Origin of the sequence: Bradyrhizobium sp. 31Argb, assembly GCF_043638955.1 — a bacterium.
Taxonomy (GTDB): domain Bacteria; phylum Pseudomonadota; class Alphaproteobacteria; order Rhizobiales; family Xanthobacteraceae; genus Bradyrhizobium.
In genome coordinates this window covers 12,666-34,526 of sequence record NZ_JBEGDB010000001.1, presented here as the reverse complement: position 1 = coordinate 34,526, position 21,861 = coordinate 12,666, and the positions used below count along the sequence as shown (strand labels likewise).

At 64.5% G+C, this 21,861-nt stretch carries 24 protein-coding genes and 1 other RNA gene; 13 read left to right on the top strand and 12 right to left on the bottom strand.

The features are described from left to right. Positions 1-92: 92 nt before the first annotated feature. From yihA to dapE, 8 genes are all read left to right on the top strand, one after another. The gene (yihA, locus tag AAFX91_RS00175) at positions 93-746 is read left to right on the top strand and encodes a ribosome biogenesis GTP-binding protein YihA/YsxC (RefSeq protein WP_394565167.1); all 654 of its coding nucleotides are present in this window, start codon (positions 93-95) and stop codon (positions 744-746) included. Next, positions 743-1,120 carry a DUF423 domain-containing protein gene (locus AAFX91_RS00170; protein ID WP_394565166.1) on the top strand — a complete coding sequence of 126 codons (378 nt, stop codon included), beginning with the start codon at positions 743-745 and terminating at the stop codon, positions 1,118-1,120. The genes yihA and AAFX91_RS00170 overlap by 4 nt, the downstream gene beginning before the upstream one ends. A gap of 117 nt (positions 1,121-1,237) precedes the next feature. Beyond that, positions 1,238-2,134: an acetylglutamate kinase gene (gene argB / locus AAFX91_RS00165; protein WP_130577782.1), complete on the top strand. Its 897-nt coding sequence runs from the start codon at positions 1,238-1,240 to the stop codon at positions 2,132-2,134. Between the two features lie 164 nt (positions 2,135-2,298). Next, positions 2,299-3,285, top strand: coding sequence for a DUF1036 domain-containing protein (locus AAFX91_RS00160; RefSeq protein WP_394565226.1), 987 nt, complete (start codon positions 2,299-2,301; stop codon positions 3,283-3,285). 43 nt (positions 3,286-3,328) lie between these two features. Further along, a complete protein-coding gene (locus AAFX91_RS00155) occupies positions 3,329-4,027 on the top strand; it encodes a pyrimidine 5'-nucleotidase (protein ID WP_165421025.1) in 699 nt (232 codons plus the stop codon). Positions 4,028-4,178: 151 nt separating this feature from the next. Next, a complete protein-coding gene (dapD, locus tag AAFX91_RS00150) occupies positions 4,179-5,024 on the top strand; it encodes a 2,3,4,5-tetrahydropyridine-2,6-dicarboxylate N-succinyltransferase (RefSeq protein WP_130577779.1) in 846 nt (281 codons plus the stop codon). Positions 5,025-5,075: 51 nt separating this feature from the next. Continuing rightward, positions 5,076-6,290, top strand: a complete 1,215-nt coding sequence (locus AAFX91_RS00145; protein ID WP_130577778.1) for an MFS transporter — start codon at positions 5,076-5,078, stop codon at positions 6,288-6,290. Between the two features lie 89 nt (positions 6,291-6,379). Beyond that, positions 6,380-7,546, top strand: coding sequence for a succinyl-diaminopimelate desuccinylase (gene dapE / locus AAFX91_RS00140; RefSeq protein WP_394565165.1), 1,167 nt, complete (start codon positions 6,380-6,382; stop codon positions 7,544-7,546). A 213-nt stretch (positions 7,547-7,759) separates the two neighbouring features. Here dapE and truA read toward each other — a convergent pair whose 3' ends face one another. The 3 genes from truA to def form a co-directional block, all read right to left on the bottom strand. Then, complete coding sequence (gene truA / locus AAFX91_RS00135) at positions 7,760-8,497, bottom strand: tRNA pseudouridine(38-40) synthase TruA (RefSeq protein ID WP_130577776.1); 738 nt, start codon at positions 8,495-8,497, stop codon at positions 7,760-7,762. Positions 8,498-8,500: 3 nt separating this feature from the next. Then, entirely contained in the window at positions 8,501-9,436 is a 936-nt protein-coding gene (fmt, locus tag AAFX91_RS00130; protein ID WP_130577775.1) for a methionyl-tRNA formyltransferase, read from the bottom strand. Positions 9,437-9,562: 126 nt separating this feature from the next. Next, on the bottom strand, positions 9,563-10,090 hold the full coding sequence (gene def / locus AAFX91_RS00125) for a peptide deformylase (protein WP_207234411.1): 528 nt from the start codon (positions 10,088-10,090) through the stop codon (positions 9,563-9,565). A gap of 170 nt (positions 10,091-10,260) precedes the next feature. Between def and AAFX91_RS00120 the strand changes: the two genes are divergently transcribed. Together AAFX91_RS00120 and AAFX91_RS00115 are read left to right on the top strand one after the other, a co-directional pair. Then, positions 10,261-11,469, top strand: a complete 1,209-nt coding sequence (locus tag AAFX91_RS00120) for a DNA recombination protein RmuC (RefSeq protein WP_130577773.1) — start codon at positions 10,261-10,263, stop codon at positions 11,467-11,469. Positions 11,470-11,511: 42 nt separating this feature from the next. Beyond that, positions 11,512-12,882, top strand: coding sequence for an AmpG family muropeptide MFS transporter (locus AAFX91_RS00115; protein ID WP_130577772.1), 1,371 nt, complete (start codon positions 11,512-11,514; stop codon positions 12,880-12,882). A gap of 101 nt (positions 12,883-12,983) precedes the next feature. On the opposite strand, the gene AAFX91_RS00110 is transcribed toward AAFX91_RS00115, so the two are convergent. From AAFX91_RS00110 to ffs, 5 genes are all read right to left on the bottom strand, one after another. Then, complete coding sequence (locus AAFX91_RS00110) at positions 12,984-13,418, bottom strand: hypothetical protein (RefSeq protein WP_130584319.1); 435 nt, start codon at positions 13,416-13,418, stop codon at positions 12,984-12,986. 24 nt (positions 13,419-13,442) lie between these two features. Further along, positions 13,443-14,048 carry a recombination mediator RecR gene (recR, locus tag AAFX91_RS00105; protein ID WP_130584318.1) on the bottom strand — a complete coding sequence of 202 codons (606 nt, stop codon included), beginning with the start codon at positions 14,046-14,048 and terminating at the stop codon, positions 13,443-13,445. Between the two features lies 1 nt (position 14,049). Further along, positions 14,050-14,370, bottom strand: coding sequence for a YbaB/EbfC family nucleoid-associated protein (locus AAFX91_RS00100; protein ID WP_130584317.1), 321 nt, complete (start codon positions 14,368-14,370; stop codon positions 14,050-14,052). Positions 14,371-14,463: 93 nt separating this feature from the next. After that, entirely contained in the window at positions 14,464-16,293 is a 1,830-nt protein-coding gene (locus AAFX91_RS00095) for a DNA polymerase III subunit gamma/tau (protein ID WP_394565164.1), read from the bottom strand. A gap of 110 nt (positions 16,294-16,403) precedes the next feature. Beyond that, an RNA gene (gene ffs, locus AAFX91_RS00090) (signal recognition particle sRNA small type) lies at positions 16,404-16,500 on the bottom strand. 265 nt (positions 16,501-16,765) lie between these two features. On the opposite strand from ffs, the gene AAFX91_RS00085 reads away from it, so the two are divergent. From AAFX91_RS00085 to AAFX91_RS00075, 3 genes are all read left to right on the top strand, one after another. Continuing rightward, positions 16,766-17,191, top strand: coding sequence for an HIT domain-containing protein (locus AAFX91_RS00085; RefSeq protein WP_130584053.1), 426 nt, complete (start codon positions 16,766-16,768; stop codon positions 17,189-17,191). A 7-nt stretch (positions 17,192-17,198) separates the two neighbouring features. Next, complete coding sequence (gene nudC / locus AAFX91_RS00080) at positions 17,199-18,149, top strand: NAD(+) diphosphatase (protein ID WP_394565163.1); 951 nt, start codon at positions 17,199-17,201, stop codon at positions 18,147-18,149. 141 nt (positions 18,150-18,290) lie between these two features. After that, positions 18,291-18,791 carry an Lrp/AsnC family transcriptional regulator gene (locus AAFX91_RS00075; protein WP_130584054.1) on the top strand — a complete coding sequence of 167 codons (501 nt, stop codon included), beginning with the start codon at positions 18,291-18,293 and terminating at the stop codon, positions 18,789-18,791. 138 nt (positions 18,792-18,929) lie between these two features. Here AAFX91_RS00075 and AAFX91_RS00070 read toward each other — a convergent pair whose 3' ends face one another. The 4 genes from AAFX91_RS00070 to AAFX91_RS00055 all read right to left on the bottom strand — a co-directional run bounded on the left by AAFX91_RS00070 (position 18,930) and on the right by AAFX91_RS00055 (position 21,810). Further along, the gene (locus AAFX91_RS00070) at positions 18,930-20,429 is read right to left on the bottom strand and encodes a phosphomannomutase/phosphoglucomutase (protein WP_394565162.1); all 1,500 of its coding nucleotides are present in this window, start codon (positions 20,427-20,429) and stop codon (positions 18,930-18,932) included. Positions 20,430-20,585: 156 nt separating this feature from the next. Further along, on the bottom strand, positions 20,586-20,936 hold the full coding sequence (locus AAFX91_RS00065; protein ID WP_394565161.1) for a DUF86 domain-containing protein: 351 nt from the start codon (positions 20,934-20,936) through the stop codon (positions 20,586-20,588). After that, positions 20,936-21,238 (bottom strand): nucleotidyltransferase family protein, encoded by a 303-nt coding sequence (locus AAFX91_RS00060; protein ID WP_394565160.1) that lies wholly within the window; start codon positions 21,236-21,238, stop codon positions 20,936-20,938. Before AAFX91_RS00060 ends, AAFX91_RS00065 begins: the two co-directional genes overlap by 1 nt. Positions 21,239-21,294: 56 nt before the next feature. Next, positions 21,295-21,810: a TIGR02281 family clan AA aspartic protease gene (locus AAFX91_RS00055; protein ID WP_130582091.1), complete on the bottom strand. Its 516-nt coding sequence runs from the start codon at positions 21,808-21,810 to the stop codon at positions 21,295-21,297. Positions 21,811-21,861 lie beyond the last annotated feature (51 nt).

The following is a 21,861-nucleotide window of genomic DNA, read 5'->3' as shown; positions in this document are numbered from 1 at the left end:
AAGCGAAGCAATCCATTTCACCGCTTGCGGAGCAATGGATTGCTTCGTCGCTTCGCTCCTCGCAATGACGGGCGCGAGCGAGACCTTCCCACATGACCGCCGAAACCGATGCGGAGCTGATCGAAGCGGGGCGCAAACTGTTCGCCGGCGACTGGCACTTCATCTGGGCCGCGCCATCGATCGAGACGCTGCCACCGATGGCGGGGTTAGAGGTTGCCTTTGCCGGACGCTCCAATGTCGGCAAGTCGAGCCTGATCAACGCGCTCACCGGCCGCAGCACGTTGGCACGCACCTCGCACACGCCGGGACGCACCCAGGAATTGATCTTCTTCGAAGGCCCGGAGAAAGCGGGCTTCCGTCTGGTCGACATGCCCGGCTATGGCTATGCCTCCGCACCCAAGGCCAAGGTCGCGTCCTGGACCGCGCTGATCCATAAATTCCTGCAGGGCCGCGCCACCCTGGCGCGGGTCTATGTCCTGATCGACGCCCGCCATGGCATCAAGGATGTCGATCTCGACGTCCTGAAGACGCTCGACAAATCGGCCGTCAGCTACCAGGTCGTGCTGACCAAGGCGGACCAGGTGAAGGCCTCCGAGCTTACGACCCGCATCGAAGAGACCGCGGCCGCGCTGGCCAAACACCCGGCCGCCTTTCCGGATATATTGGCGACCTCCTCACGGACCGGCGCCGGCATGCCGGAGCTGCGCGCCGCGATGGTACGCCTGCTCGAGGAGCGCCGCGGATGACCAGCCTGCATCGAATCCTGCTCTTCCTGGCCGGCCTCATGGGCGCTTGTGGCGTGATGCTGGCGGCCGGATCCGCCCATCTCGCCGATGCGACGCGGCTTGCAGCCGCCTCGTCGATGCTGCTGTTTCATGCCAGTGCGGTGCTCGGGGCAATCGCCCTCGTGGGTCGCGGCCTGCTGAACCGCGCGATCGGGACCGCCTCTGCGGTCGGCTTCGTCATCGCCGCGTCATTGTTCGCCGGCGATCTCTGCCTGCGCCAATATGCCGGCCACGGACTGTTTCCGATGGCCGCGCCGACCGGCGGAACGCTGTTGATCGTGAGCTGGCTGGTGCTGGCGGTAGCGGCGGTATGGCCGAATCGCGATAAGCTGTAACCTCGTGGCCCGGGTGGAGCCAACGGGGCTACAAGTGAGAGACGCGCTTTTCGCGAGCCCGCCAATCAGATAGAACCGCGCCCGACGCCGCTCTCTGGGAATTGCGAGACCCGCTCCATGACCGACACACAGATCAGCCCGCTCGACCAGGCCCGCATCCTGTCCGAGGCGCTGCCGCACATGCAGGAATATGACGATGAAACCATCGTCATCAAATATGGCGGCCATGCCATGGGCGCAGAGGACACCGCCAAGGCCTTTGCGCGCGACATCGTGCTCCTGGAGCAGACCGCGATCAATCCGGTGGTCGTGCATGGCGGCGGGCCGCAGATCGCGACCATGCTCAAGCGCCTCGGCATCCAGTCCGAATTCGCGGCGGGCCTGCGCATCACCGATGCGGCGACCATCGAGATCGTCGAAATGGTGCTGGCCGGCTCCGTCAACAAGCAGCTCGTCGGCTATATCAACGAGGCCGGCGGCAAGGCGGTCGGCCTCTCCGGCAAGGACGGCAACATGGTGAAGGCGTCGAAGACGACGCGCACCATGATCGATCCAGGTTCCAACATCGAGAAGGCGATCGATCTCGGCTTCGTCGGCGAGCCCGAGAAGGTCGACCTGACGCTGCTCAACCAGCTCATCGGCTATGAGCTGATCCCGGTGCTGGCGCCGCTGGCGACATCCAAGGACGGCGGCCAGACGCTGAATATCAATGCCGACACCTTTGCCGGCGCGGTCGCGGGCGCGTTGAAGGCCAAGCGCCTGCTGCTGCTCACCGACGTGCCGGGCGTGCTCGACAAGTCCAAGAAGCTGATCCCGGAATTGTCGGTGAAGGACGCGCGCAAATTGATCGCCGACGGCACCATTTCCGGCGGCATGATCCCGAAGGTCGAGACCTGCATCTATGCCTTGGAGCAGGGCGTGCAGGGCGTCGTCATCATCGACGGCAAGACGCAGCATGCGGTCTTGCTGGAGCTGTTCACCGATCAGGGCACCGGCACGCTGATCCACAAGTGATGGCTGGGGCGGCCACGCACACTGGAGCCGTCATGGCCGGGCCTGTCCCGGCCATCCACGTCCGGTTTGCCGACGGTAGGAAAGGCGTGGATGCCCGGGTCAAGCCTGGGCATGACGAGCTTAAGACAAAGCAATCGCGTCGTTCCGGGCTGGCGCGTCTTCTAATGGCGCTGCCGGCCGCCACGCTCTCGTTGTTGTTTTCCTCCGCGCCGGCGCTGGCCGACCTGAAGCTCTGCAACCGCATGAGTTACGTGGTCGAGGCCGCCATCGGGATCGATGAGAAATCGGCGACCGCGACGCGGGGCTGGTTCCGCATCGACCCCGCCGCCTGCCGCGTGGTGGTGCAGGGCGCGCTTTCCGCCGACCGCGTGCGTCTGAATGCGCGGGCGCTCGGCGTCTACGGCGCCTCGCCGATCCCGCAAAACGGCACCGATACGCTCTGCGTCGCGCAGGACAATTTCGTCATCGCCGCCGCCCGCCAGTGCCGCAGCGGCCAGACGCCGGCGCAATTCACGCAGATAACACCGACCCAGTCCGAGGACGGCAACCTCGTCGCCTATCTCGCCGAAGGCTCGGAATATGACGAGGAGCAGGCACGGCTTGCCGGCATCCAGCGCTTGCTCGTGATCGCCGGCTATGATGCCGCGCCGATCGACGGCGTCGACGGGCCGAAGACGCAAGGAGCGTTGTCGGCGTTCCTCAGGAGCCGCGGCCTCTCCAGCGACGTCGTGCAATCGCCGAATTTCTTCACCACCATGATCGATGCCGTGCAGAAGCCATCCGCGACCGGACTGACCTGGTGCAACGACACGCCGCACAAGATCATGGCGGCGGTGGCGACCGACGACGGCAAGGCCGTCACCAGCCGCGGCTGGTATCGGATCGATCCCGGCAAGTGCCTGCATCCCGACGTCGCCGGCCAGCCGAAGCAGATCTTCTCCTTCGCCGAAGCCGTCGATGCCGAGAACCGCACCATCCGCCTGAAGGACAAGCCGTTGAACTGGGGCGGCGCGACGCAGCTCTGCACCCGCGAGAGCAAGTTCGAGATCGCCGAGCAGGGCGATTGCCCCACGCGTGGCCTTGCCACGGTCGGCTTTGCGCCGGTCGACATGACCAGCGGCGGCAAGACGCTGCGCTTTGCGATGCCGTGATAGAAGTTCGTCGTCCCGGCGAAGGCCGGGACGACGTGAGAGAGTGGTGAAAATGTCCCGCGCCTTCGACCATATCGACACCTGGGTGTTCGATCTCGACAACACGCTGTATCCGCATCACGTCAATCTGTGGCAGCAGGTCGATGCGCGGATCGGCGAATTCGTGAGCAACTGGCTCAACGTCACGGCGGAAGAAGCCCGCCGCATCCAGAAGGACTATTATCTGCGCTACGGCACCACCATGCGCGGCATGATGACCGAGCACGGCGTCCGCGCCGATGACTACCTCGCCTATGTCCACCAGATCGATCACTCGCCGCTGGAGCCGAACCCGGCGATGGGCGCTGCGATCGCAAGGCTGCCCGGCCGCAAGCTGATCCTGACCAACGGCTCGACCGACCATGTCGGCGCGGTGCTCGCGCGTCTCGGTATCGGAGACCATTTCGAGGCGGTGTTCGACATCATCGCCGCCGAGCTCGAGCCGAAACCGGCGCCGCAGACCTATCAGCGCTTCCTGGCGCTGCACGACGTCGATCCAGGCAAGGCCGCGATGTTCGAAGACCTCGCGCGCAACCTGGTCGTGCCGCATCAGCTCGGCATGACCACGGTGCTGGTGGTGCCCGACGGGACGCAGGAGGTGGTACGCGAGGACTGGGAGCTCGAGGGCCGCGACGCCGCGCATGTCGACTATGTCACGGACGATCTGACGGGGTTTTTGCAGATGCTGCGCGCCACAGGCTGAAAACGTAGCCCGGATGGAGCCAACGGGGCGCGCATTCGCGCGACCCGTTGGCTTCATCCGGGCTACGGCAGAACCAGCCTTGACTCCGCCGCGCCAAATCCCGAAAAAGCTCCAAATACCCTCCCCGCCGCTCGCCTCAAGGAATCGCCCGATGTCGCTGTCCGCCCTCGAGTCCATCGTCAACGCCGCGTTCGAAGCCCGCGACGGCATTTCGACCTCGACCACGGGCGAGGTGCGCGAGGCCGTGGATTACGCGCTCGAGCTGCTCGACAAGGGCGAGACGCGCGTTGCCGAGCGTGAGACGAGCGGCAAATGGAAGGTCAACCAATGGCTGAAGAAGGCGGTGCTGCTGTCGTTCCGCCTCAACGACATGGGACAGATCCCCGGCGGCCCCGGCAAGGGGTCGTGGTGGGACAAGGTGCCGTCGAAGTTCGATGGCTGGGGCGAGAACCGCTTTCGCGATGCCGGCTTTCGCGCGGTGCCGGGCGCCATCGTCCGCCGCTCCGCCTTCATCGCCCGCAACGTCGTGCTGATGCCCTCCTTCGTCAATCTCGGCGCCTATGTCGATGAAGCAACCATGGTCGACACCTGGTCGACCGTCGGCTCCTGCGCGCAGATCGGCAAGCGCGTGCATATTTCCGGCGGCGTCGGCATCGGCGGCGTGCTCGAGCCGCTGCAGGCCGAGCCCGTGATCATCGAGGACGATTGTTTCATCGGAGCCCGCAGCGAGGTCGCCGAAGGCGTGATCGTGCGTAAGGGCGCGGTGCTCTCGATGGGCGTGTTCCTGGGGGCATCCACCAAGATCGTCGATCGCGAGACCGGCGAGACGTTTGTTGGCGAAGTGCCTGAATATGCCGTCGTCGTGCCCGGCACGCTGCCGCCCAAGCCGATGAAGAACGGCCAGCCGGGCCCGGCGACCGCCTGCGCCGTCATCGTCAAGCGCGTCGACGAGCGCACCCGCGCCAAGACCAGCATCAACGAATTGCTGCGCGACTAAGGACGCTGCTAAGCTCGCTCATGGGGCATGATCGCTTGAAAGGTCAGCTCCATGGCTGAGGCGAGCACCCGACCAGGCCGCTCCCTTCGCGAGATTCCGGCAGGTATCTGGGCGCTCGGTTTCGTCTCGATGCTGATGGACATCTCTTCGGAGATGATTCATGCGCTGCTGCCGGTCTATCTGGTGACGGTGCTCGGCACCTCGATGGTGACGGTCGGCGTCATCGAAGGCATCGCCGAGGCGACGGCCTCGATCACCAGGATATTTTCCGGCGCGATTTCCGATTGGCTCGGCAAGCGAAAATGGCTGGCGGCGCTCGGCTATGGCCTTGCAGCGCTGACCAAGCCGATCTTTCCGCTGGCGCCGACGGTCGGCTGGCTGATGGCCGCGCGCTTCATCGACCGGATCGGAAAAGGCATTCGCGGCGCTCCGCGCGACGCGCTGGTGGCGGACATTGCTCCGGCGCATCTGCGCGGCGCCAGCATTGGCCTGCGGCAATCGCTGGATACGGTTGGCGCCTTCATCGGACCATTGATCGCCATCGGCCTGATGTGGCTGACTTCAGACCATTTCAAGGCTGTGTTCTGGTTTGCAGTCATTCCCGGCTTGCTGTCGTTCGCCCTTATCGCGTTTGCGGTGCGTGAACCCGCGCGGGCGAAAGGGTTGCGCGAGGTGCGCAATCCAATCAGCCTCAGCGAAATCAGAAATCTGGGCGCGGCCTATTGGTGGGTGGTGGCGATTGCGAGCGTGTTCACGCTGGCTCGCTTCAGCGAGGCGTTTCTGATCCTCCGCGCGCAGAATGTTGGCCTGCCGGTTACGCTCGCACCGGCCGTGCTGGTCCTGATGAATGTCGTCTACGCCGGCGCGGCATATCCGGCCGGCGTGGTGTCCGATCGCATGGACCGCACAACCGTGCTGGCGTTCGGCATCGTGCTTTTGATCGTCGCCGATCTTTTGCTCGCGCTTCTGCCCAGCATGACCGGTGTCGCGCTGGGCATCGCGCTGTGGGGACTGCATATGGGCTTCACGCAAGGGCTGTTGGCAGCGCTTGTCGCGGATACCTCGCCCGCCGAGCTGCGGGGCACAGCTTACGGCTTTTTCAACCTGGTCTGCGGGATCGCGATGCTTGCGGCCAGCGTGATCGCGGGGGCGTTATGGGACAGTGCCGGACCGCGAGTTACGTTCTTCGCGGGTGCCGTCTTTGCGCTGGTTGCACTGGCAGGTCTAGTCAGCGTGCGGGGCCGCGCCACGTCAAAAGCAAGCTGATCGGCTGCGTCGCAGAGCCGCAACACGAAGTCGGGAGCATGCCGCGCAAGGCTGGCCCGCCGCCGCGGTGGCGTGTTAAGTCCGTACGCATGACCGATGCCATTTCCATCACGCGCGACCTTGTCCGCTGCCCTTCCGTCACGCCGGCCGACGCCGGCGCGCTCGGCGTGCTTGAGAACATCCTGAAAGCCGCCGGCTTCGAGGTGCACCGGGTCACCTTCAGCGAGCCCGGCACCGCCGACATCGACAATCTCTATGCGCGCATCGGCGATCAGGCGCCGCACATCACCTTTGCCGGCCATACTGACGTGGTACCGCCGGGCGACGAGTCCGCCTGGACGCATGGCCCGTTCTCCGGCGAGGTGAAGGACGGCTTTCTCTACGGCCGCGGCGCCGTCGACATGAAGGGCGGCATCGCCTGCAGCGTCGCTGCTGTGCTTGAATATCTCAAGGACCATGGCGGCAAGCCGCGAGAGGACGGTCGAGGGTCGATCTCGTTCCTGATCACGGGCGACGAGGAAGACGTTTCCATCAACGGCACGATCAAGCTGTTGAAGTGGGCGGCAGAGCGCGGCGAAAGGTTCGATCACTGCGTGCTCGGCGAGCCCTCCAATGTCGAGGTGCTCGGCGACACCATCAAGGTCGGCCGCCGCGGCTCGCAATCCGGCACGCTTTATGTCGAGGGCGTGCAGGGCCATGTCGCCTATCCGCACCGCGCCTCCAATCCGGTGCCCGATATTTCGCGATTGATCGTCGCACTGAGCGACGAGCCGCTCGACCATGGCAGCGCGCAATTCCAGGCGTCCAACCTCGAATTCACCTCCGTCGACGTCGGCAATGCCGCGAGCAACGTCATCGCCGGCCAGGCGCGGGCGAAATTCAACATCCGCTACAACGACAACCACACCCAGGAGGGCCTGCGTAAGCTGGTGGAGGAACGCCTGACCAAGGCCTGCGGCAACCGCATCCGCGCCCGCATCGTCTGGGAGCCGTCGAACTCGAACGTGTTCGTAACCAAGCCCGGCCCGTTCACCGACCTTGCGGTGGCAGCGATCGAGGCGGTGACCGGACGCAAGCCGGAGCTCTCGACCTCGGGCGGCACGTCGGATGCGCGCTTCATCTCGAGCTGTTGCCCGGTGATCGAGTTCGGCCTGGTCGGCCAGACCATGCACCAGATCGACGAACGAGCGCCGATCGCCGATTTGGAAAAACTGACGCAAGTCTATCGCGGCGTGCTGGACAGGTATTTTGCCTAGTCTCCAGGACTGAGGCGTTTGCTCCGCCGTCGCCACTCACTCCGCCATCATGGCCGGGCTAGTCCCGGCCATCCACGCTTCTCCGCTTGGGGTTAAGTATCCGTCGTCATGCCCGGCCTTGTGCCGGGTATCCACGCCCTTCGCCCACCCTCCCACAAGGAAGGCGTGGATGGCCGGGACAAGCCCGGCCATGACGGCGGAGAGGGCCGAGGTCTAATACTCCACCCGCACGAGATACAGGCCCTCCGGCGGTGCCACCGGCCCGCAGGCGGCGCGGTTGCGGGCGGCAAGGGCTGCGGCGAGATCGTCGGCGGTCCAGCGGCCTTCGCCGACCCAGACCAGCGAGCCGACCAGCGAGCGCACCTGGCTATGCAGGAACGAGCGCGCCGAGGTGACGATACTGACCGCATCGCCGTTGCGCGTGACATCAAGCTGGTCGAGCGTTTTCACCGGCGATTTCGCCTGGCATTCGGTGTCGCGGAAGGTCGTGAAGTCATGCTTACCGATCAGGCGCTGCGCGGCTTCATGCATCGCGTCCGTATCGAGATGGCGTGGCACGCGCCAGACGCGGCCGATGTCGAGCGCAAGGTTCGCGCGCGTGTTCCTGATGCGATAGAGGTAATGGCGCTTCTTTGCGGAGAAGCGCGCCTGGAAATCATCCGGTACGATCTCGGCCCCGAGCACCGCGATCGGATTTGGACGCAGATGCGCGTTCAGGCCGTCGCGCAGGCGGTCCGGCGGAAACGGCTTTGCGATGTCGCAATGCGCGACCTGTCCGAGCGCGTGCACGCCGGCATCGGTGCGGCCGGAACCGTGGACGCGCACATCCTCGCCACACATCGCCTTCACCGCGGTCTCCAGCGCGCCCTGCACGCTCGGCGCATTGTCCTGGATCTGCCAGCCGCAGAACGGCGTGCCGTCATATTCGATGGTGAGCTTGTAGCGGGGCATGACCTATGTGAACCGCGCGCCGGCCTTCAGCGGCGTGCCGCGCAGGAAGTCGATCGACTTCATCCGTGCCTTGCCTTCGCGCTGCAGCTCGAGGACACGGATGGCGCCCTCCCCGCAGGCGATCGCGAGGTTGTCATCGAGCACGGTGCCCGGCGTGCCCGAGCCGCTCGCGAGCTCGCAGCGGAGAATCTTGATGCGCACCGATTCGCCGTCGTGTGGCAATTCGGCCCAAGCGCCTGGGAATGGCGACAGGCCGTGGACATGCCGCAGCACGTCGTGCGCAGGTCTGTTCCAGTCGATCCGCGCCTCGGCCTTCTCGATCTTGGCGGCGTAGGTGACGCCGTCCTCACTCTGCTTGGTCAGTTGCAGCCCGCCGCGTTCCAGCGCGGCCATCGCCCGCACCATCAGGTCGGCGCCGAGCGGCGCCAGCGCATCGTGCAGATCGGCCGCCGTCATCCGGTCGGTGATCGCAAGCCGCTCGGCCATCGCGATATCGCCGGTGTCGAGACCGACATCCATCTTCATCACCATCACGCCGGTTTCGGCATCGCCGGCCATGATCGCGCGGTTGATCGGCGCGGCGCCGCGCCAGCGCGGCAGAAGCGAAGCGTGCAGGTTGTAGCAACCAAGCCTCGGCGCATCGAGGATCGCCTGCGGCAGGATCATTCCATAGGCAACCACGACCGCCGCATCGGCCTGATGCGCGCGGAATTCTTCCAGCGCTTGCGGCGTCTTCAGCGTCTTCGGCGTTAGCACGGGAATGCCGTTTCGCCGTGCCTCCTGCTCGACCGGCGTCGGTTGCAGTTGCAGGCCGCGCCGCCCGCCCGGCTTCGGCGCGCGGGTATAGACGGCGGCGATCTCGTGGCCGTGCGCGACCAGTTCGAGCAGCGTCGGCACGGCGAAATCGGGCGTACCCATGAAGATCAGGCGGAGCGGCATGGGGCGGGTTACCTCGGCTGAAAGTAGAGTACCCGTCATGGCCCGGCTTGTCCCGGCCATCCACGGCTGCAGAGAACGTGGATGCCCGGGTCAAGCCCGGGCATGACGGCGAAAATAGTGCCGACCTTACTCCACCGCGCGCTTGGCGGCCTTGGCGAACTTCTTCAGCACGCGGTCGCGTTTCAGCTTCGACAGATAGTCCACGAACAGGATGCCGTTCAAATGGTCGATCTCGTGTTGGATGCAGGTGGCGTAGAGGCCCTCGGCATCCTCTTCATGCACCTTGCCGTCGATGTCGGTGAAGCGCACGCGCACCCGCGCCGGCCGCTCGACCTCCTCGTAATATTCGGGGATCGACAGACAGCCCTCTTCGTAGACCGACTTCTCCTCGGACGCCGAGATGATCTCCGGATTGATGAAGACGCGCGGCTTCGGCGTGGTCTCGCCGTTCTCGTCCTTTTTCGCGAGATCCATGGTGACCAGCCGCAGCGGCTGCGCGACCTGGATCGCGGCCAGCCCGATGCCGGGCGCCTCGTACATGGTCTCGAACATGTCGTCGACCAGCTTGCGGATCTCAGGCGTGATCTTTTCGACGCGTTTGGAAACGAGCCGCAACTGCCTGTCCGGCAGGATGATGATTTCTCTTAGGGCCATGGCGGGCGATTTAAGCGCTTGATATGCCGGGGTCAATGCGATCCGGAACCGGTTAAGACCGCCTTAACCATGATTCTTCAGCCATTCTTAACCATGAAACTTCACGGCTTGTTAACCATAAATGTTCCACTTTCGTTCGCGCCCGCCAGCGAATCGGCTATAGCGCTTCTATGAACGAGATTCTCTTCATGGTCGGCGACTGGCCGGTCCGCATCGCCGACGCGCTGGTTGCGTTCGGTGTGCTCGTGCTCGTCCTGCTGCTGACGATCGCCATCGTGATCGCGCGGTCCTCCCGGCGCGGCGCAGAACTAGCTGTCGCGCAGACCATCCGCGCCGATGAGCTGGAAGAGCGGCTCAGCGAGGTGCTGCGCGCCCAGAGCGAGGCGAGCGGCCGGGTCGATGCGATGACGCAGGCGCTTGCCGGCCGCCAGACCGAGATGGCGCGCGCCGTCAACGAGCGCCTGGATTCGGTCACCCATCGCGTCGGCCAGTCCATGGAACAGACCACGCGCCACACCATGGACAGCCTGCGCCATCTGCATGAGCGGCTCGGCATCATCGACAACGCGCACAAGAACCTCACCGACCTGACGACGCAGGTGACGACGCTGCGCGACGTGCTCGCCAACAAGCAGTCGCGCGGTGCCTTCGGCCAGGCGCGGATGGAAGCGATCGTCCAGGACGGACTGCCGAAGGATTCCTACGAATTCCAGTTCACCCTCTCGAGCGGCAAGCGGCCGGACTGCGTGGTGTTCCTGCCCGACCAGCGCCCGCTCTGCATCGACGCGAAATTCCCGCTGGAGGCGATGACCGCCCTGCACGATGCGCGCAGCGACGAGGAACGCAAGATTGCCAGCCAGCGCCTGCGCAACGACGTGATGAAGCACGTCAGCGACATCGCGGAGAAATACCTGATCGCCGGCGAGACCCAGGATACCGCGCTGATGTTCGTGCCGTCCGAATCGGTCTATGCCGAGATCCATGACGGTTTCGACGATGTGATCCAGAAGGCCTACCGCGCCCGCGTGGTGCTGGTGTCGCCCTCGCTGTTGATGCTCGCGATCCAGGTGATGCAGCAGATCATGAAGGACGCGCGGATGCGCGATGCAGCCGACCAGATCCGCACCGAGGTGATCAAGCTCGGCGACGATCTGTCGCGGCTGCGCGACCGCGTGCTCAAGCTGCAGAACCATTTCTCGCAGGTGAACGAGGACGTGCGCCAGATCCTGGTTTCCGCCGACAAGATCGAGAAGCGCGCCGGCCGGATCGAGGAGCTCGATTTCAGCAAATCGGACGCCCCGGTGGAACTGCCGCGGATCGTGCCGAGCGGCCGGCCCGAATTGTTCCCCGCCCCGCCCAAGCTGCAGGCGGGCGAGTAGGACAGGGGCAGATTTTCCCATCGAATCTGCTAACAGGGCTGCATGACCGCGCCTGAAGCGACAGCCGCCGCGACCGAGAAAGCCGAGCCTGCCGCCACCTCCTGGCGCGACAGCCTTGCCGTCTATCTGCAGCCGCGCGTCCTGATCGTGCTGGTGCTGGGCTTCTCGTCAGGCCTGCCGCTGGCGCTGTCCGGGTCGACGCTGCAGGTGTGGATGCGCGAGGTCGGCGTCGATCTCGGCACTATCGGCCTGCTCGCGCTGGTCGGCACGCCCTACACATTGAAATTCCTCTGGGCGCCGCTGGTCGATGCGCTGCATGTGCCGTTCTTCACCCGACATTTCGGACGCCGCCGCGGCTGGCTATTGTTCTCGCAACTGTTGCTGATCACCACCATCCTGCTGCTCGCGATCGCCGATCCCGCACATTCACCCTGGTTCGCCGCCTTTGCCGCGCTGCTGGTCGCCACCACCTCCTCGACACAGGACATCGTCGTCGATGCCTTCCGCGTCGAGAGCCTGCCCGAGAGCGAGCAGGCCGCCGGCATGGCGTCCTATGTCGCCGCCTATCGCATCGGCATGCTGGTCTCGACCGCGGGCGCGCTGTTCATCGTCAGCGGCTTTGAGGGCGAGGGCCTGGTGCGCTCGTCGGCATGGATGTGGGGTTATGTGGTGATGGCCGCCCTCGTCGTGATCGGCATGATCACCGCGCTGGTTGCAACCGAACCGGCGCAGTCGAAGGACGCCGAAGCGGCCACGGCCGCGGAAACAGCGTTCTCGCGCGTGATCCGCGCGGCGGTCGGCGCCTTCTCCGAGTTCCTGAGCCGGCGCGATGCCATTGCGGCGCTTGCCTTCGTGGTGCTGTTCAAGTTCACCGATGCGTTCTCTGGCACGATGACGGCGCCGTTCGTGATCGATATCGGCTTCAGCAAGGTCGACTACGCCGCGATCGTCAAAGGCGTGGGATTGGCCGCGACCCTGATCGGCGGCTTTGCCGGCGGCTTCGTGGCGCGACGCTATTCGCTGGCAACCAGCCTGTGGATCGGCGGCATCGTGCAGGCGCTCGCCAACCTCTCCTTCTCCTGGCTCGCGTTGGTCGGCGTCAACCAGTGGGCGCTCGCGCTCGCGATCACCTGCGAGAACTTCACCAGCGCGATCGGCACCGTGATCTTCGTCGCCTATCTCTCGGCCCTGTGCCGCAATCCCCTGCACACGGCGACGCAATATGCACTGCTCACCGCGCTCGCCGCTGTGGGGCGCACCTATCTCTCGTCAGGCGCTGGTTTCGTAGCCAAAGCGACAGGCTGGCCGGTGTTCTTCGCGATCTGCGTGCTGGTCGCGATCCCGAGCCTGATCCTGCTCGCCTGGCTGCAGCGCCGCGGGCATTTCGACGAGCTCGGGCCGGTGAAGGTTTAGAACGTAGCCCGGATGGAGCGCAGCGAAATCCGGGACAGTCGAGGTTGTTTCCCAAGAATCCCGGATTACGCTTCGCTGCATCCGGGCTACGAGGCCAAACCTTAGTGCTTCGTCACCACGCTCCACTTGGTGACCACCGCCTCGCTCATCTGCCCCGCTTCCTGTGCGCAGGCGACTTCGTCGACCTTCACCGAGATTTCCTTGCCGACAAAAGGCCTCAGTTGCGCGGCCTGGGCGTCGTTGGCGGGGACAAGCTGGAACGTCTCAGGACCGGTCTCGAGATTGCACAGCCCGTTCGGCGGCGGCAGGCGGCGCGGTTCGCTGGTAAGCTGATAGGTTGCGATGCGCTTGCCGGCTTTCTTGATGTCGCGGACGCGCAGCGTGTTGAGTTCGCCCGACAGCACCTCGCCGGCATGGATCGGCTTGCCCGGCTTCGGCGCGGCCTCCTCCTCTTGGGCCAGCGCGGCGGGCGCGGCAAGCACCGCTCCCAGAATGACCGCAAAGCACAGGCGAATGCCGAATCGGTGGTTCGTCATCTCGTTCAGTTCCGTTGTGTTTGGCTAGAAAAGCGTTCGCTGCCGCATAGCAGCGGATAGCGTACCTTCATCAAGGTAATCAAGCTCGCCGCCGACCGGCACGCCATGCGCCAGCCGGGTCACTCGGACATTGGCCTCTTGAAGCAGATCGGTGATGTAGTGCGCCGTGGTCTGGCCATCCACGGTTGCATTCAGCGCCAGGATGATCTCGTTCACCTGCGGATCATGCGCGCGCGCCACGAGCTGATCGATGGTGAGATCCTGCGGGCCGACGCCGTCGAGCGGCGACAGCGTCGCGCCAAGGACGTGATAGCGGCCATTGGTCGCGTTCGCCCGTTCCAGCGCCCAGAGATCGGCGACGTCGGCAACCACGACGATGATGGAAGGATCGCGGCGCGGATCGGTGCAGACCGTGCAGGGATTCTGCGTATCGATATTGCCGCAGGTCTTGCAGACCTGAATCTTGTCGATCGCCACCTGCAGCGCCGAAGCGAGCGGCGTCATCAAGGCTTCGCGCTTCTTGATCAGGTGCAGCGCCGCGCGCCGGGCCGAGCGCGGCCCGAGGCCCGGCAGCCGCGCCAGAAGCTGGATCAGGCGCTCGATTTCAGGTCCGGCGACGCTTGCGGCCATTTCAGGTGAGACCAAGCCCGGGCGGCAGGCCGAGCCCACCGGTGAGCGCCTGCATCTTCTCCTGCACCGCCAGTTCCGCCTTGCGCCGCGCGTCATTATGCGCAGTGACCAGGAGGTCCTCAAGGATCTCGCGTTCCTCCGGCTTCATCAGCGACGGATCGATCCTGACGCCTTTGACCTCCATCTTCGCGCTCATGCGCACGGCGACGAGGCCGCCGCCGGAAATGCCCTCGACCTCGACGTTGCCGAGTTCTTCCTGCATCGCCTGCATCTTGGACTGCAACTGCGCCGCCTGCTTCATCATGCCGAGAAAATCAGCCATCGGTGGTCCCTTCAATGTGTTCGCGCATGATCTCCGCGCCAACGCTACGCGTTTGTCGCGAAGGAAAACCGGTCCCCACTTTTCCGGATCAAGCTAATCGTCCCCGTCGCCGCTCTCGATGGGGTCTTCGCCGACAATATCGGTCTCCGCCGGCTCGGCGGCAAGTCTGCGCACCTCGACGACCTTCGCGCCGGGAAAGCGGGCCAGAACCTCCTTCACCCGCGGATCGGCTTCGGCCGCGCGCTCGCGCTGGCTCTTCTCGGCGAGATTTTGCGAGCGAACGGTCGGCTGCCCGGCTTCGTTGGAGACGATCACGGTCCAGCGGCGGCCGGTCCATAGTTCCAGCTTGCGCGAGAGATCGGTGACGAGGCCGCGCGAGGCATGCGGCTCCAGCGCGATTTCGAGCTGTCCGTCCTCGATGCGCACCAGCCGCACATCCGCTTCGAGCGCGCCCTTGGTCATCAAATCGCGTTTCTCGCCGGCGAGCGCGAGAAGCTGCATGAAGCTGGTGATGCGGAGCGCAGGCGCCGATTGCGTCTCGGGCGCCGCAGCCTGCGGTCGCAGCGAGGCCTCCGCGCTGGCGCGGGGCGCCACGGCGGAAGCACGCACCGGCGATGACGCGATCGAGGAGACGGGCGCCGATGACGCAGCCCGCGATGCGGTCGCGCCGCCCGCGACCACCGGCGCCGCGCCGCCGCCGTTCTGCTCGATCATCCTGATGGCTTCGTCCGGCGTCGGCAGGTCGGCGACGTAGGCGATCCGCACCAACACCATCTCGGCGGCGGCGGCCGGGCGGGTGGCGGTCTGCACCTCGGCGATGCCCTTGAGCAGCATCTGCCACATCCGCGACAGCACCCGCATCGACAGCTTGGCCGCGAACTCGCGGGCGCGGACGCGCTCGGTCTCGCCGAACGCCACGTTGTCGGCGGTAGCCGGCACGATCTTCACGCGGGTAACGAAATTGACGAATTCGGCGAGGTCGGACAGCACCACGACCGGATCGGCGCCGACATCATATTGCGCGCGGAATTCGGTGAAGGCGGCCGCGATATCGCCGCGCGCCAGCGAATCGAACAGGTCGATCACCCGGGTGCGATCGGCAAGCCCGAGCATCTGCCGCACTTCCTCCGCGCGCACGGTTCCGGCCGCATGCGCGATCGCCTGGTCGAACAACGACAGCGAATCGCGCACCGAGCCCTCCGCGGCGCGCGCGATGATGCCGAGCGCTTCCGGCTCGACCTCGACGCCTTCCTTGGCCGCGATGTTACTGAGATGCTTCATCAGCACATCGGCCTCGACCCGGCGCAGGTCGAAACGCTGGCAGCGCGAGAGCACCGTGACCGGGACTTTGCGGATTTCCGTGGTGGCAAAGACGAACTTGGCGTGCTCCGGCGGCTCTTCGAGCGTTTTCAGGAACGCGTTGAAGGCCGCGGTCGAGAGCATGTGGACTTCGTCGATGATGTAGACCTTGTAGCGGGCGCTCGCCGGTGCATAGCGCACGCTGTCATTGATCTGGCGGACATCGTCGACGCCGGTGTGGGACGCGGCGTCCATCTCCAGCACGTCCATGTGCCGGCTTTCCATGATCGCCTGGCAGTGCAGGCCGAGCACGGGCATCTGGATGCTCGGCCCCTTCACCGATCCGTCGGGCAATTCATAGTTCAGCGCACGGGCCAGGATGCGGGCGGTGGTGGTCTTGCCGACCCCGCGCACCCCGGTCAGGATCCAGGCCTGCGGGATTCGTCCGGTCTCGAACGCGTTCGAGACCGTCCGCACCATGGCCTCCTGGCCGATCAGATCGTCAAAGCTGGAGGGGCGGTATTTGCGCGCCAGCACCCGGTAGGGCCGCGCGGCCTCGGGCGCATTGAGGCCAGCCTCGCCGGCGCCGTCAGCCTGATTTGGGGGAGCGCCAGCGTCGTTCATTGGTCGATCCGCAATTGAATGTCTCTCGGGCCGGCTTTGCGGAAAGGAGCGGAATCAAATGCAAAACCGCGGAACAGGCCGGCTTATGCATGATTCGCTCGGAAAAACAGGTAGGAGACTGACGAGCGACCCGATCCGGACCTCGTTAGGGCTGCTTCCTTCCGGACCTGACCCGGTTGGCGAGTGGCTCGTCCACCGCCAATCTCCCGATCCCTATTTGGGGCCAAAAGGACCGGAAAGCAAGCCGGTCTTAGCCCCGTCATACCCCTCGCCGTCGGCGAGCCTGATGACAGGCTCCGGCGGGGTATCCAGTACGCCCGCGCCCTCACGGCCTGAGCACCGCTATCGCGGAATACTGGATCATCCGCTTTCGCGGATGATGGCGCCTTGAAATGACGTTGCGAGCGGTGTCCATTTCAGGTCACTTTTGGCCCGACGCCATCAGATCAGCGATGGCCGCACTGGAACCCACATGCCCTCTGACACCTCCGCCTGGTCACTGCACGCACGCCTCAAGGAAGACACGATCGACATCGGCGACCTGCCGCTGTGCCGGGTCCTGGTCATCAAGGATGCCAATTACCCCTGGCTATTGCTGGTGCCGCGCCGCGCGGGCGCGGTGGAGATCATCGATCTCGAGGAGGTCGAGCAGGCGCAGCTCATGACCGAGATCACCCGCGTCGCGCGCGCCCTGAAGGAAATCACCAAATGCGACAAGCTGAATATCGCAGCGCTTGGCAATGCGGTGCCGCAGCTTCACGTTCACATCATCGCGCGCCGTACCAGCGACGCCGCCTGGCCGCGCCCGGTATGGGGCGTGGTTCCGCCGCTGGCGCATGATGCCGAAGAAGTGCAGAATTTCATCAGCGCGCTTCGCCGCAAGATCTGGTTGGATTGAAGAATAGATGTCAGCATTCAATAATTTTCCGCTGGGGCAGCCGGCTTTCGTCACCAATGTTCTCGACCGCGCCGCGCATCTGCGCACCAATGAGGAGAAGCTGTTCGCGCTGGAAAGCCGCGGCGACGCCCGCGCTTACGTGATCTACCGCGACTCGCTGGTGGTGAAGCAGGAGGAAAGCGGCCCGCGGGCGCTGCTTTCGGTCGAGGAGGCGCTGAAATTCGGCGCCAATCCAGGCACGGTGTTCCTGGGACTGCGCGATGGCGCGCCGGTATTCGGCATGGGCATTGCGCCGCAGGCAGCGGAAAATCTGGTTGGCCGCAGCGATGTCGCTGTTACCGAACTGCGCGGCATGGCGATGCAGGGCACCGTCCCACCCGACCAGCTCTCGGCGATCGCGATGGCAAAATCCATGGTGACCTGGCACCAGCGCCATGGCTTTTGCGCCAATTGCGGCGCGCGCACCGCGATGAAGGAAGGCGGCTGGAAGCGCGTATGCCCGAGCTGCAAGGCCGAGCATTTTCCGCGCACCGATCCTGTTGTCATCATGCTGGTGACCCACGGCGACAGATGCCTGCTCGGCCGCCAGAAGCAATTTCCGCCGGGGATGTATTCCTGCCTCGCGGGTTTCGTCGAAGCCGCCGAGACCATCGAGGACGCGGTCCGGCGCGAGATCTTCGAGGAGTCGGGAATCCGCTGCACCGAGGTCAATTATTACATGACGCAGCCCTGGCCCTATCCATCATCCCTGATGATCGGATGCACCGCGCGCGCAACCAATGAGGAGATCATCGTCGACCGCACCGAGCTCGAGGATGCGCGCTGGTTCGATCGTGCGGAAGCGACCTTGATGCTCAAGCGGCAGCATCCCGATGGCCTGGCTGGTCCACATCCTTTCGCCATAGCCCATCATCTGGTCGGACGTTGGCTGCATGGGGGAGACGTCGCGGGCGCATAGTGCCCGCGCAACACACTGAAGTTGAACAGTTTTTGGGGCAGGACCAGAGCGCTCGCCCGGCCGAGAGCAGCCAATAGGCTTGCTTTAGAAGATTTTTCTATATATGAGGGATTTAACCTCCTCATATGGAACTTTCTTCTCATGACCGAGCTCGCCGTATCGCTGCATGACGCCAACCGCCGGCTTGACGCCATTGACCGCAAAATCCTGACCGTGCTGCAGGAGGACGCTTCTCTCTCGGTTGCCGAGATCGGCGATCGGGTCGGCCTGTCCTCCACTCCTTGCTGGAAGCGCATCCAGCGGCTCGAGGCGGATGGCGTGATCCTGCGCCGGGTCGCCCTGGTCGACCAGAACAAGATCGGGCTCGGCATCACCGTGTTCGTGTCGGTCGAGAGCTCCGACCATTCCGAGGCCTGGCTGCGCAAATTCGCTGACGCGGTGAGCGCCATGCCTGAAGTGATGGAGTTCTACCGGATGGCCGGCGACGTCGACTACATGCTGCGCGTCGTCGTCGCGGACATGTCGAGCTATGACATCTTCTACAAGAAGCTGATCAGCGCCGTGCCACTGAAGAACGTCACCTCGCGCTTTGCGATGGAGAAGATCAAGTCGGTGACCGCGCTGCCGGTGCCGGCGGCGTAGAAGAGGATTGCCTCACTCGAGCCGCTGCTACAAGTCGTCATACGCGGGCTTGACCCGCGTATCCATCGATCTTCGCAAAGAGTCCCTTTCCGGATGGATTGCCGGGTCAAGCCCGGCAATGACGAGGTGAAGACGTTCTCAAATCTTCTGATTGTACTCGCCGACCTCCGGATGCGTGCGCAGCACGCTATCCACGGTCTCAAACATGTCGCGCATGCGCTGCTCGCTGACCGGGCTTTCGACCACCACCACGAGCTCCGGCTTGTTGGAGGAGGCGCGCACCAGGCCCCAGCTCCCGTCCTCGACCGTGACGCGCACGCCGTTGACGGTGACGAGATCGCGGATCGCCTGGCCGCCGATCTTGGCGCCCTGCTTTTGCAAATCCTCAAAGTGCTTCACGACGGCGTCGACCACGCCGTATTTGGCCTCGTCGGCGCAGTGCGGCGACATGGTCGGCGACGACCAGGTCTTGGGCAGCGCGTTCTTCAGGTCGGCCATCGACTTGCCGGGCGCGCGGTCGAGCATCTCGCAGATCGCGATCGCCGAAACCAGGCCGTCGTCATAGCCGCGGCCGAACGGCTTGTTGAAGAAGAAGTGGCCGGACTTCTCGAAGCCGGCGAGCGCGCCGAGCTCGTTGGTGCGGCGCTTCATGTAGGAGTGGCCGGTCTTCCAGTATGCGGTTTTCGCGCCCTGCTTTTGCAGGATCGGATCGGTCATGAACAGGCCGGTCGACTTCACGTCGACCACGAATTGCGCATCCTTGTGGATCGCCGACATGTCGCGCGCCAGCATCACGCCGACCTTGTCGGCGAAGATCTCCTCGCCGGTGTTGTCGACCACGCCGCAGCGGTCGCCGTCGCCATCGAAGCCGAGACCGACATCGGCCTTGTGCTGCAAGACCGCATCGCGGATTGCGTGCAGCATCTCCATGTCTTCCGGGTTCGGATTGTATTTCGGAAAGGTATGGTCGAGCTCGGTGTCGAGCGGGATCACCTCGCAGCCGATCTTCTCCAGCACCTGCGGCGCAAACGCGCCGGCGGTGCCGTTGCCGCAGGCGGCCACCACCTTGAGCTTGCGCGTCAGCTTCGCCCGGTCGGTGAGGTCGGCGATGTAGCGCGCCGGAAAATTCTCGTGGAATTGATACGAGCCGCCGGCCTTGTTGTTGAAGCTGGCGCCGAGCACGATCTCCTTCAATCGCGTCATCTCGTCGGGGCCGAAGGTCAGCGGGCGATTGGCGCCCATCTTGACCCCGGTCCAGCCATTGTCGTTGTGGGAGGCGGTGACCATCGCGACGCAGGGCACGTCGAGGTCGAACTGCGCGAAATAGGCCATTGGCGTCACCGCCAGCCCGATGTCGTGCACCTTGCAGCCCGCAGCCATCAACCCGGAGATCAACGCATATTTGATCGAGGCGGAATAGCCGCGGAAATCGTGGCCGGTCACGATCTCCTGCTTGACCCCGAGTTCCGCGATCAGCGCGCCGAGCCCCATGCCCAGCGCCTGCACGCCCATCAAATTGATTTCCTTGCCGAACAGCCAGCGCGCGTCATATTCGCGAAACCCGGTCGGCTTCACCATCGGCTCGGATTCGAAGGCATAAGTGTTCGGAACCAGAACGGGCTTGGGCTTGGGAAACATCTTGTGGCAGCCTCGCGAGAGCGTGATGATCAATGCCGCAGCCAATAGCCAAAGGCGGACCGCGGCGAAAGGTGGGATTGGCTGCTATTGGCTGACAATTGCGGCGGATTTCGAGACTCTTGAGCGCTGTTATCGCGTGCTCAATCGGGCTGGTGCCTAATCTTCAAGCTCTGCGAGCATTCGCCTGACAATGGGCTCCAGCGCCGGAAGATGAACCGTCGCGATCTCCCAAAGCTGCTTGTCATCAAGTCGTTGATACTCGTGCCGCAGGATATTCCCTATCCCTATGATGGACGACCAGGGAGCATCGCTGTGCCGCGCCAAAAGATCGTTCGGTAGCGCCTTGGCAGCCTCTGAGACGATCTGCGCAGCGCGCTCGATGGCGCGGCGGTGAATATAGCTTGCCTGATATTCTTCGAAGGATAGTTCTGCCGCTATAGCTGCAACGCCTTCGATTTCATCGCAAATGTGAAGCAACCGTGCGCGTGGGCTCTTGCTCGCGGCCATCAAAAAATCCGCACAGCTTCCCGTTCTACATCCGCGCGGATGTAGGGTGACAATCCTGCGCGCGTCGAATAGCCGACTTCGACCTGACGGCCGAGCGCCTGTTGCAGCGCCTCGTAGGCCTCCATGAACGGAAGGAAACCAAAATCCCGATCAGACGCAGGATCGACAAAGAGGTCCACGTCCGAGTCTGAACCCGCCTCGTCACGAGCGTAAGAACCGAACAGGTAAAGAGCGCCGACGCCGACGGCCCGCAACGCGGGCTCGGTCCCCTTCAATCTGGCAATGACATCATCACGGCGCATGGCCTGAATATAGCCGCAGCGCAGGCATTTTCCAGTACGTAAGACGGCGCGGCCTCTTACTGCTCCAGCACCAGCCGGCCATTGGCATATTCAAAGCGCTTCAGCCTGGACAGGAAGGACAGGCCAAGCAGGTTTTCCGAAAGCGCTTCGTCCGGCAGCACCATGGCGTCGACGTCGCGGACGATGAGGCCGCCGAGATCGATCATGGCAAGGCGGGTGCGCGCGGCCTTGATGGTGCCGTTGGCGGTGCTGACGGTCGCGGTGTAGTCGCCGCGCGACGGGCGCAAGCCGAAGCGTGCGGCAGATTTCTCATTGAGCGCAACAAGCGAGGCGCCGGTGTCGACCATGAAGTCGATGCGCTGGCCGTCGATGCGGCCGTCCGTCGCAAAATGTCCGCGGGAGTCGCGGGGAATGCTCAGCGTGCGGCCGCCGCCCTGCGCCACGGTCTGAACGGGGATACTCTTCGAAGCGGTCGTGGCGGACGCGGAGGCCGGCGTCATCTTGTCCGCCATCTGCGCCATGAAGCTGCCGAGGCCGATCAGGATGGCGGCGAAGATCATTATGTTACGCATGACGCCACGCACATTTCCGGGAACTGGCCGATTTCACCACGCCATCGGCCA

What these genes read in the sequence shown, in the direction of transcription:
- yihA (WP_394565167.1), top strand. Translation starts at nt 93, where the DNA reads ATGACCGCCGAAACCGATGCGGAGCTGATCGAAGCGGGGCGCAAACTG.
- AAFX91_RS00170 (WP_394565166.1), top strand. Translation starts at nt 743, where the DNA reads ATGACCAGCCTGCATCGAATCCTGCTCTTCCTGGCCGGCCTCATGGGC.
- argB (WP_130577782.1), top strand. Translation starts at nt 1,238, where the DNA reads ATGACCGACACACAGATCAGCCCGCTCGACCAGGCCCGCATCCTGTCC.
- AAFX91_RS00160 (WP_394565226.1), top strand. Translation starts at nt 2,299, where the DNA reads ATGGCGCTGCCGGCCGCCACGCTCTCGTTGTTGTTTTCCTCCGCGCCG.
- dapD (WP_130577779.1), top strand. Translation starts at nt 4,179, where the DNA reads ATGTCGCTGTCCGCCCTCGAGTCCATCGTCAACGCCGCGTTCGAAGCC.
- AAFX91_RS00145 (WP_130577778.1), top strand. Translation starts at nt 5,076, where the DNA reads ATGGCTGAGGCGAGCACCCGACCAGGCCGCTCCCTTCGCGAGATTCCG.
- dapE (WP_394565165.1), top strand. Translation starts at nt 6,380, where the DNA reads ATGACCGATGCCATTTCCATCACGCGCGACCTTGTCCGCTGCCCTTCC.
- truA (WP_130577776.1), bottom strand. Translation starts at nt 8,497, where the DNA reads ATGCCCCGCTACAAGCTCACCATCGAATATGACGGCACGCCGTTCTGC.
- fmt (WP_130577775.1), bottom strand. Translation starts at nt 9,436, where the DNA reads ATGCCGCTCCGCCTGATCTTCATGGGTACGCCCGATTTCGCCGTGCCG.
- def (WP_207234411.1), bottom strand. Translation starts at nt 10,090, where the DNA reads ATGGCCCTAAGAGAAATCATCATCCTGCCGGACAGGCAGTTGCGGCTC.
- AAFX91_RS00120 (WP_130577773.1), top strand. Translation starts at nt 10,261, where the DNA reads ATGAACGAGATTCTCTTCATGGTCGGCGACTGGCCGGTCCGCATCGCC.
- AAFX91_RS00115 (WP_130577772.1), top strand. Translation starts at nt 11,512, where the DNA reads ATGACCGCGCCTGAAGCGACAGCCGCCGCGACCGAGAAAGCCGAGCCT.
- AAFX91_RS00110 (WP_130584319.1), bottom strand. Translation starts at nt 13,418, where the DNA reads ATGACGAACCACCGATTCGGCATTCGCCTGTGCTTTGCGGTCATTCTG.
- recR (WP_130584318.1), bottom strand. Translation starts at nt 14,048, where the DNA reads ATGGCCGCAAGCGTCGCCGGACCTGAAATCGAGCGCCTGATCCAGCTT.
- AAFX91_RS00100 (WP_130584317.1), bottom strand. Translation starts at nt 14,370, where the DNA reads ATGGCTGATTTTCTCGGCATGATGAAGCAGGCGGCGCAGTTGCAGTCC.
- AAFX91_RS00095 (WP_394565164.1), bottom strand. Translation starts at nt 16,293, where the DNA reads ATGAACGACGCTGGCGCTCCCCCAAATCAGGCTGACGGCGCCGGCGAG.
- AAFX91_RS00085 (WP_130584053.1), top strand. Translation starts at nt 16,766, where the DNA reads ATGCCCTCTGACACCTCCGCCTGGTCACTGCACGCACGCCTCAAGGAA.
- nudC (WP_394565163.1), top strand. Translation starts at nt 17,199, where the DNA reads ATGTCAGCATTCAATAATTTTCCGCTGGGGCAGCCGGCTTTCGTCACC.
- AAFX91_RS00075 (WP_130584054.1), top strand. Translation starts at nt 18,291, where the DNA reads ATGACCGAGCTCGCCGTATCGCTGCATGACGCCAACCGCCGGCTTGAC.
- AAFX91_RS00070 (WP_394565162.1), bottom strand. Translation starts at nt 20,429, where the DNA reads ATGTTTCCCAAGCCCAAGCCCGTTCTGGTTCCGAACACTTATGCCTTC.
- AAFX91_RS00065 (WP_394565161.1), bottom strand. Translation starts at nt 20,936, where the DNA reads ATGGCCGCGAGCAAGAGCCCACGCGCACGGTTGCTTCACATTTGCGAT.
- AAFX91_RS00060 (WP_394565160.1), bottom strand. Translation starts at nt 21,238, where the DNA reads ATGCGCCGTGATGATGTCATTGCCAGATTGAAGGGGACCGAGCCCGCG.
- AAFX91_RS00055 (WP_130582091.1), bottom strand. Translation starts at nt 21,810, where the DNA reads ATGCGTAACATAATGATCTTCGCCGCCATCCTGATCGGCCTCGGCAGC.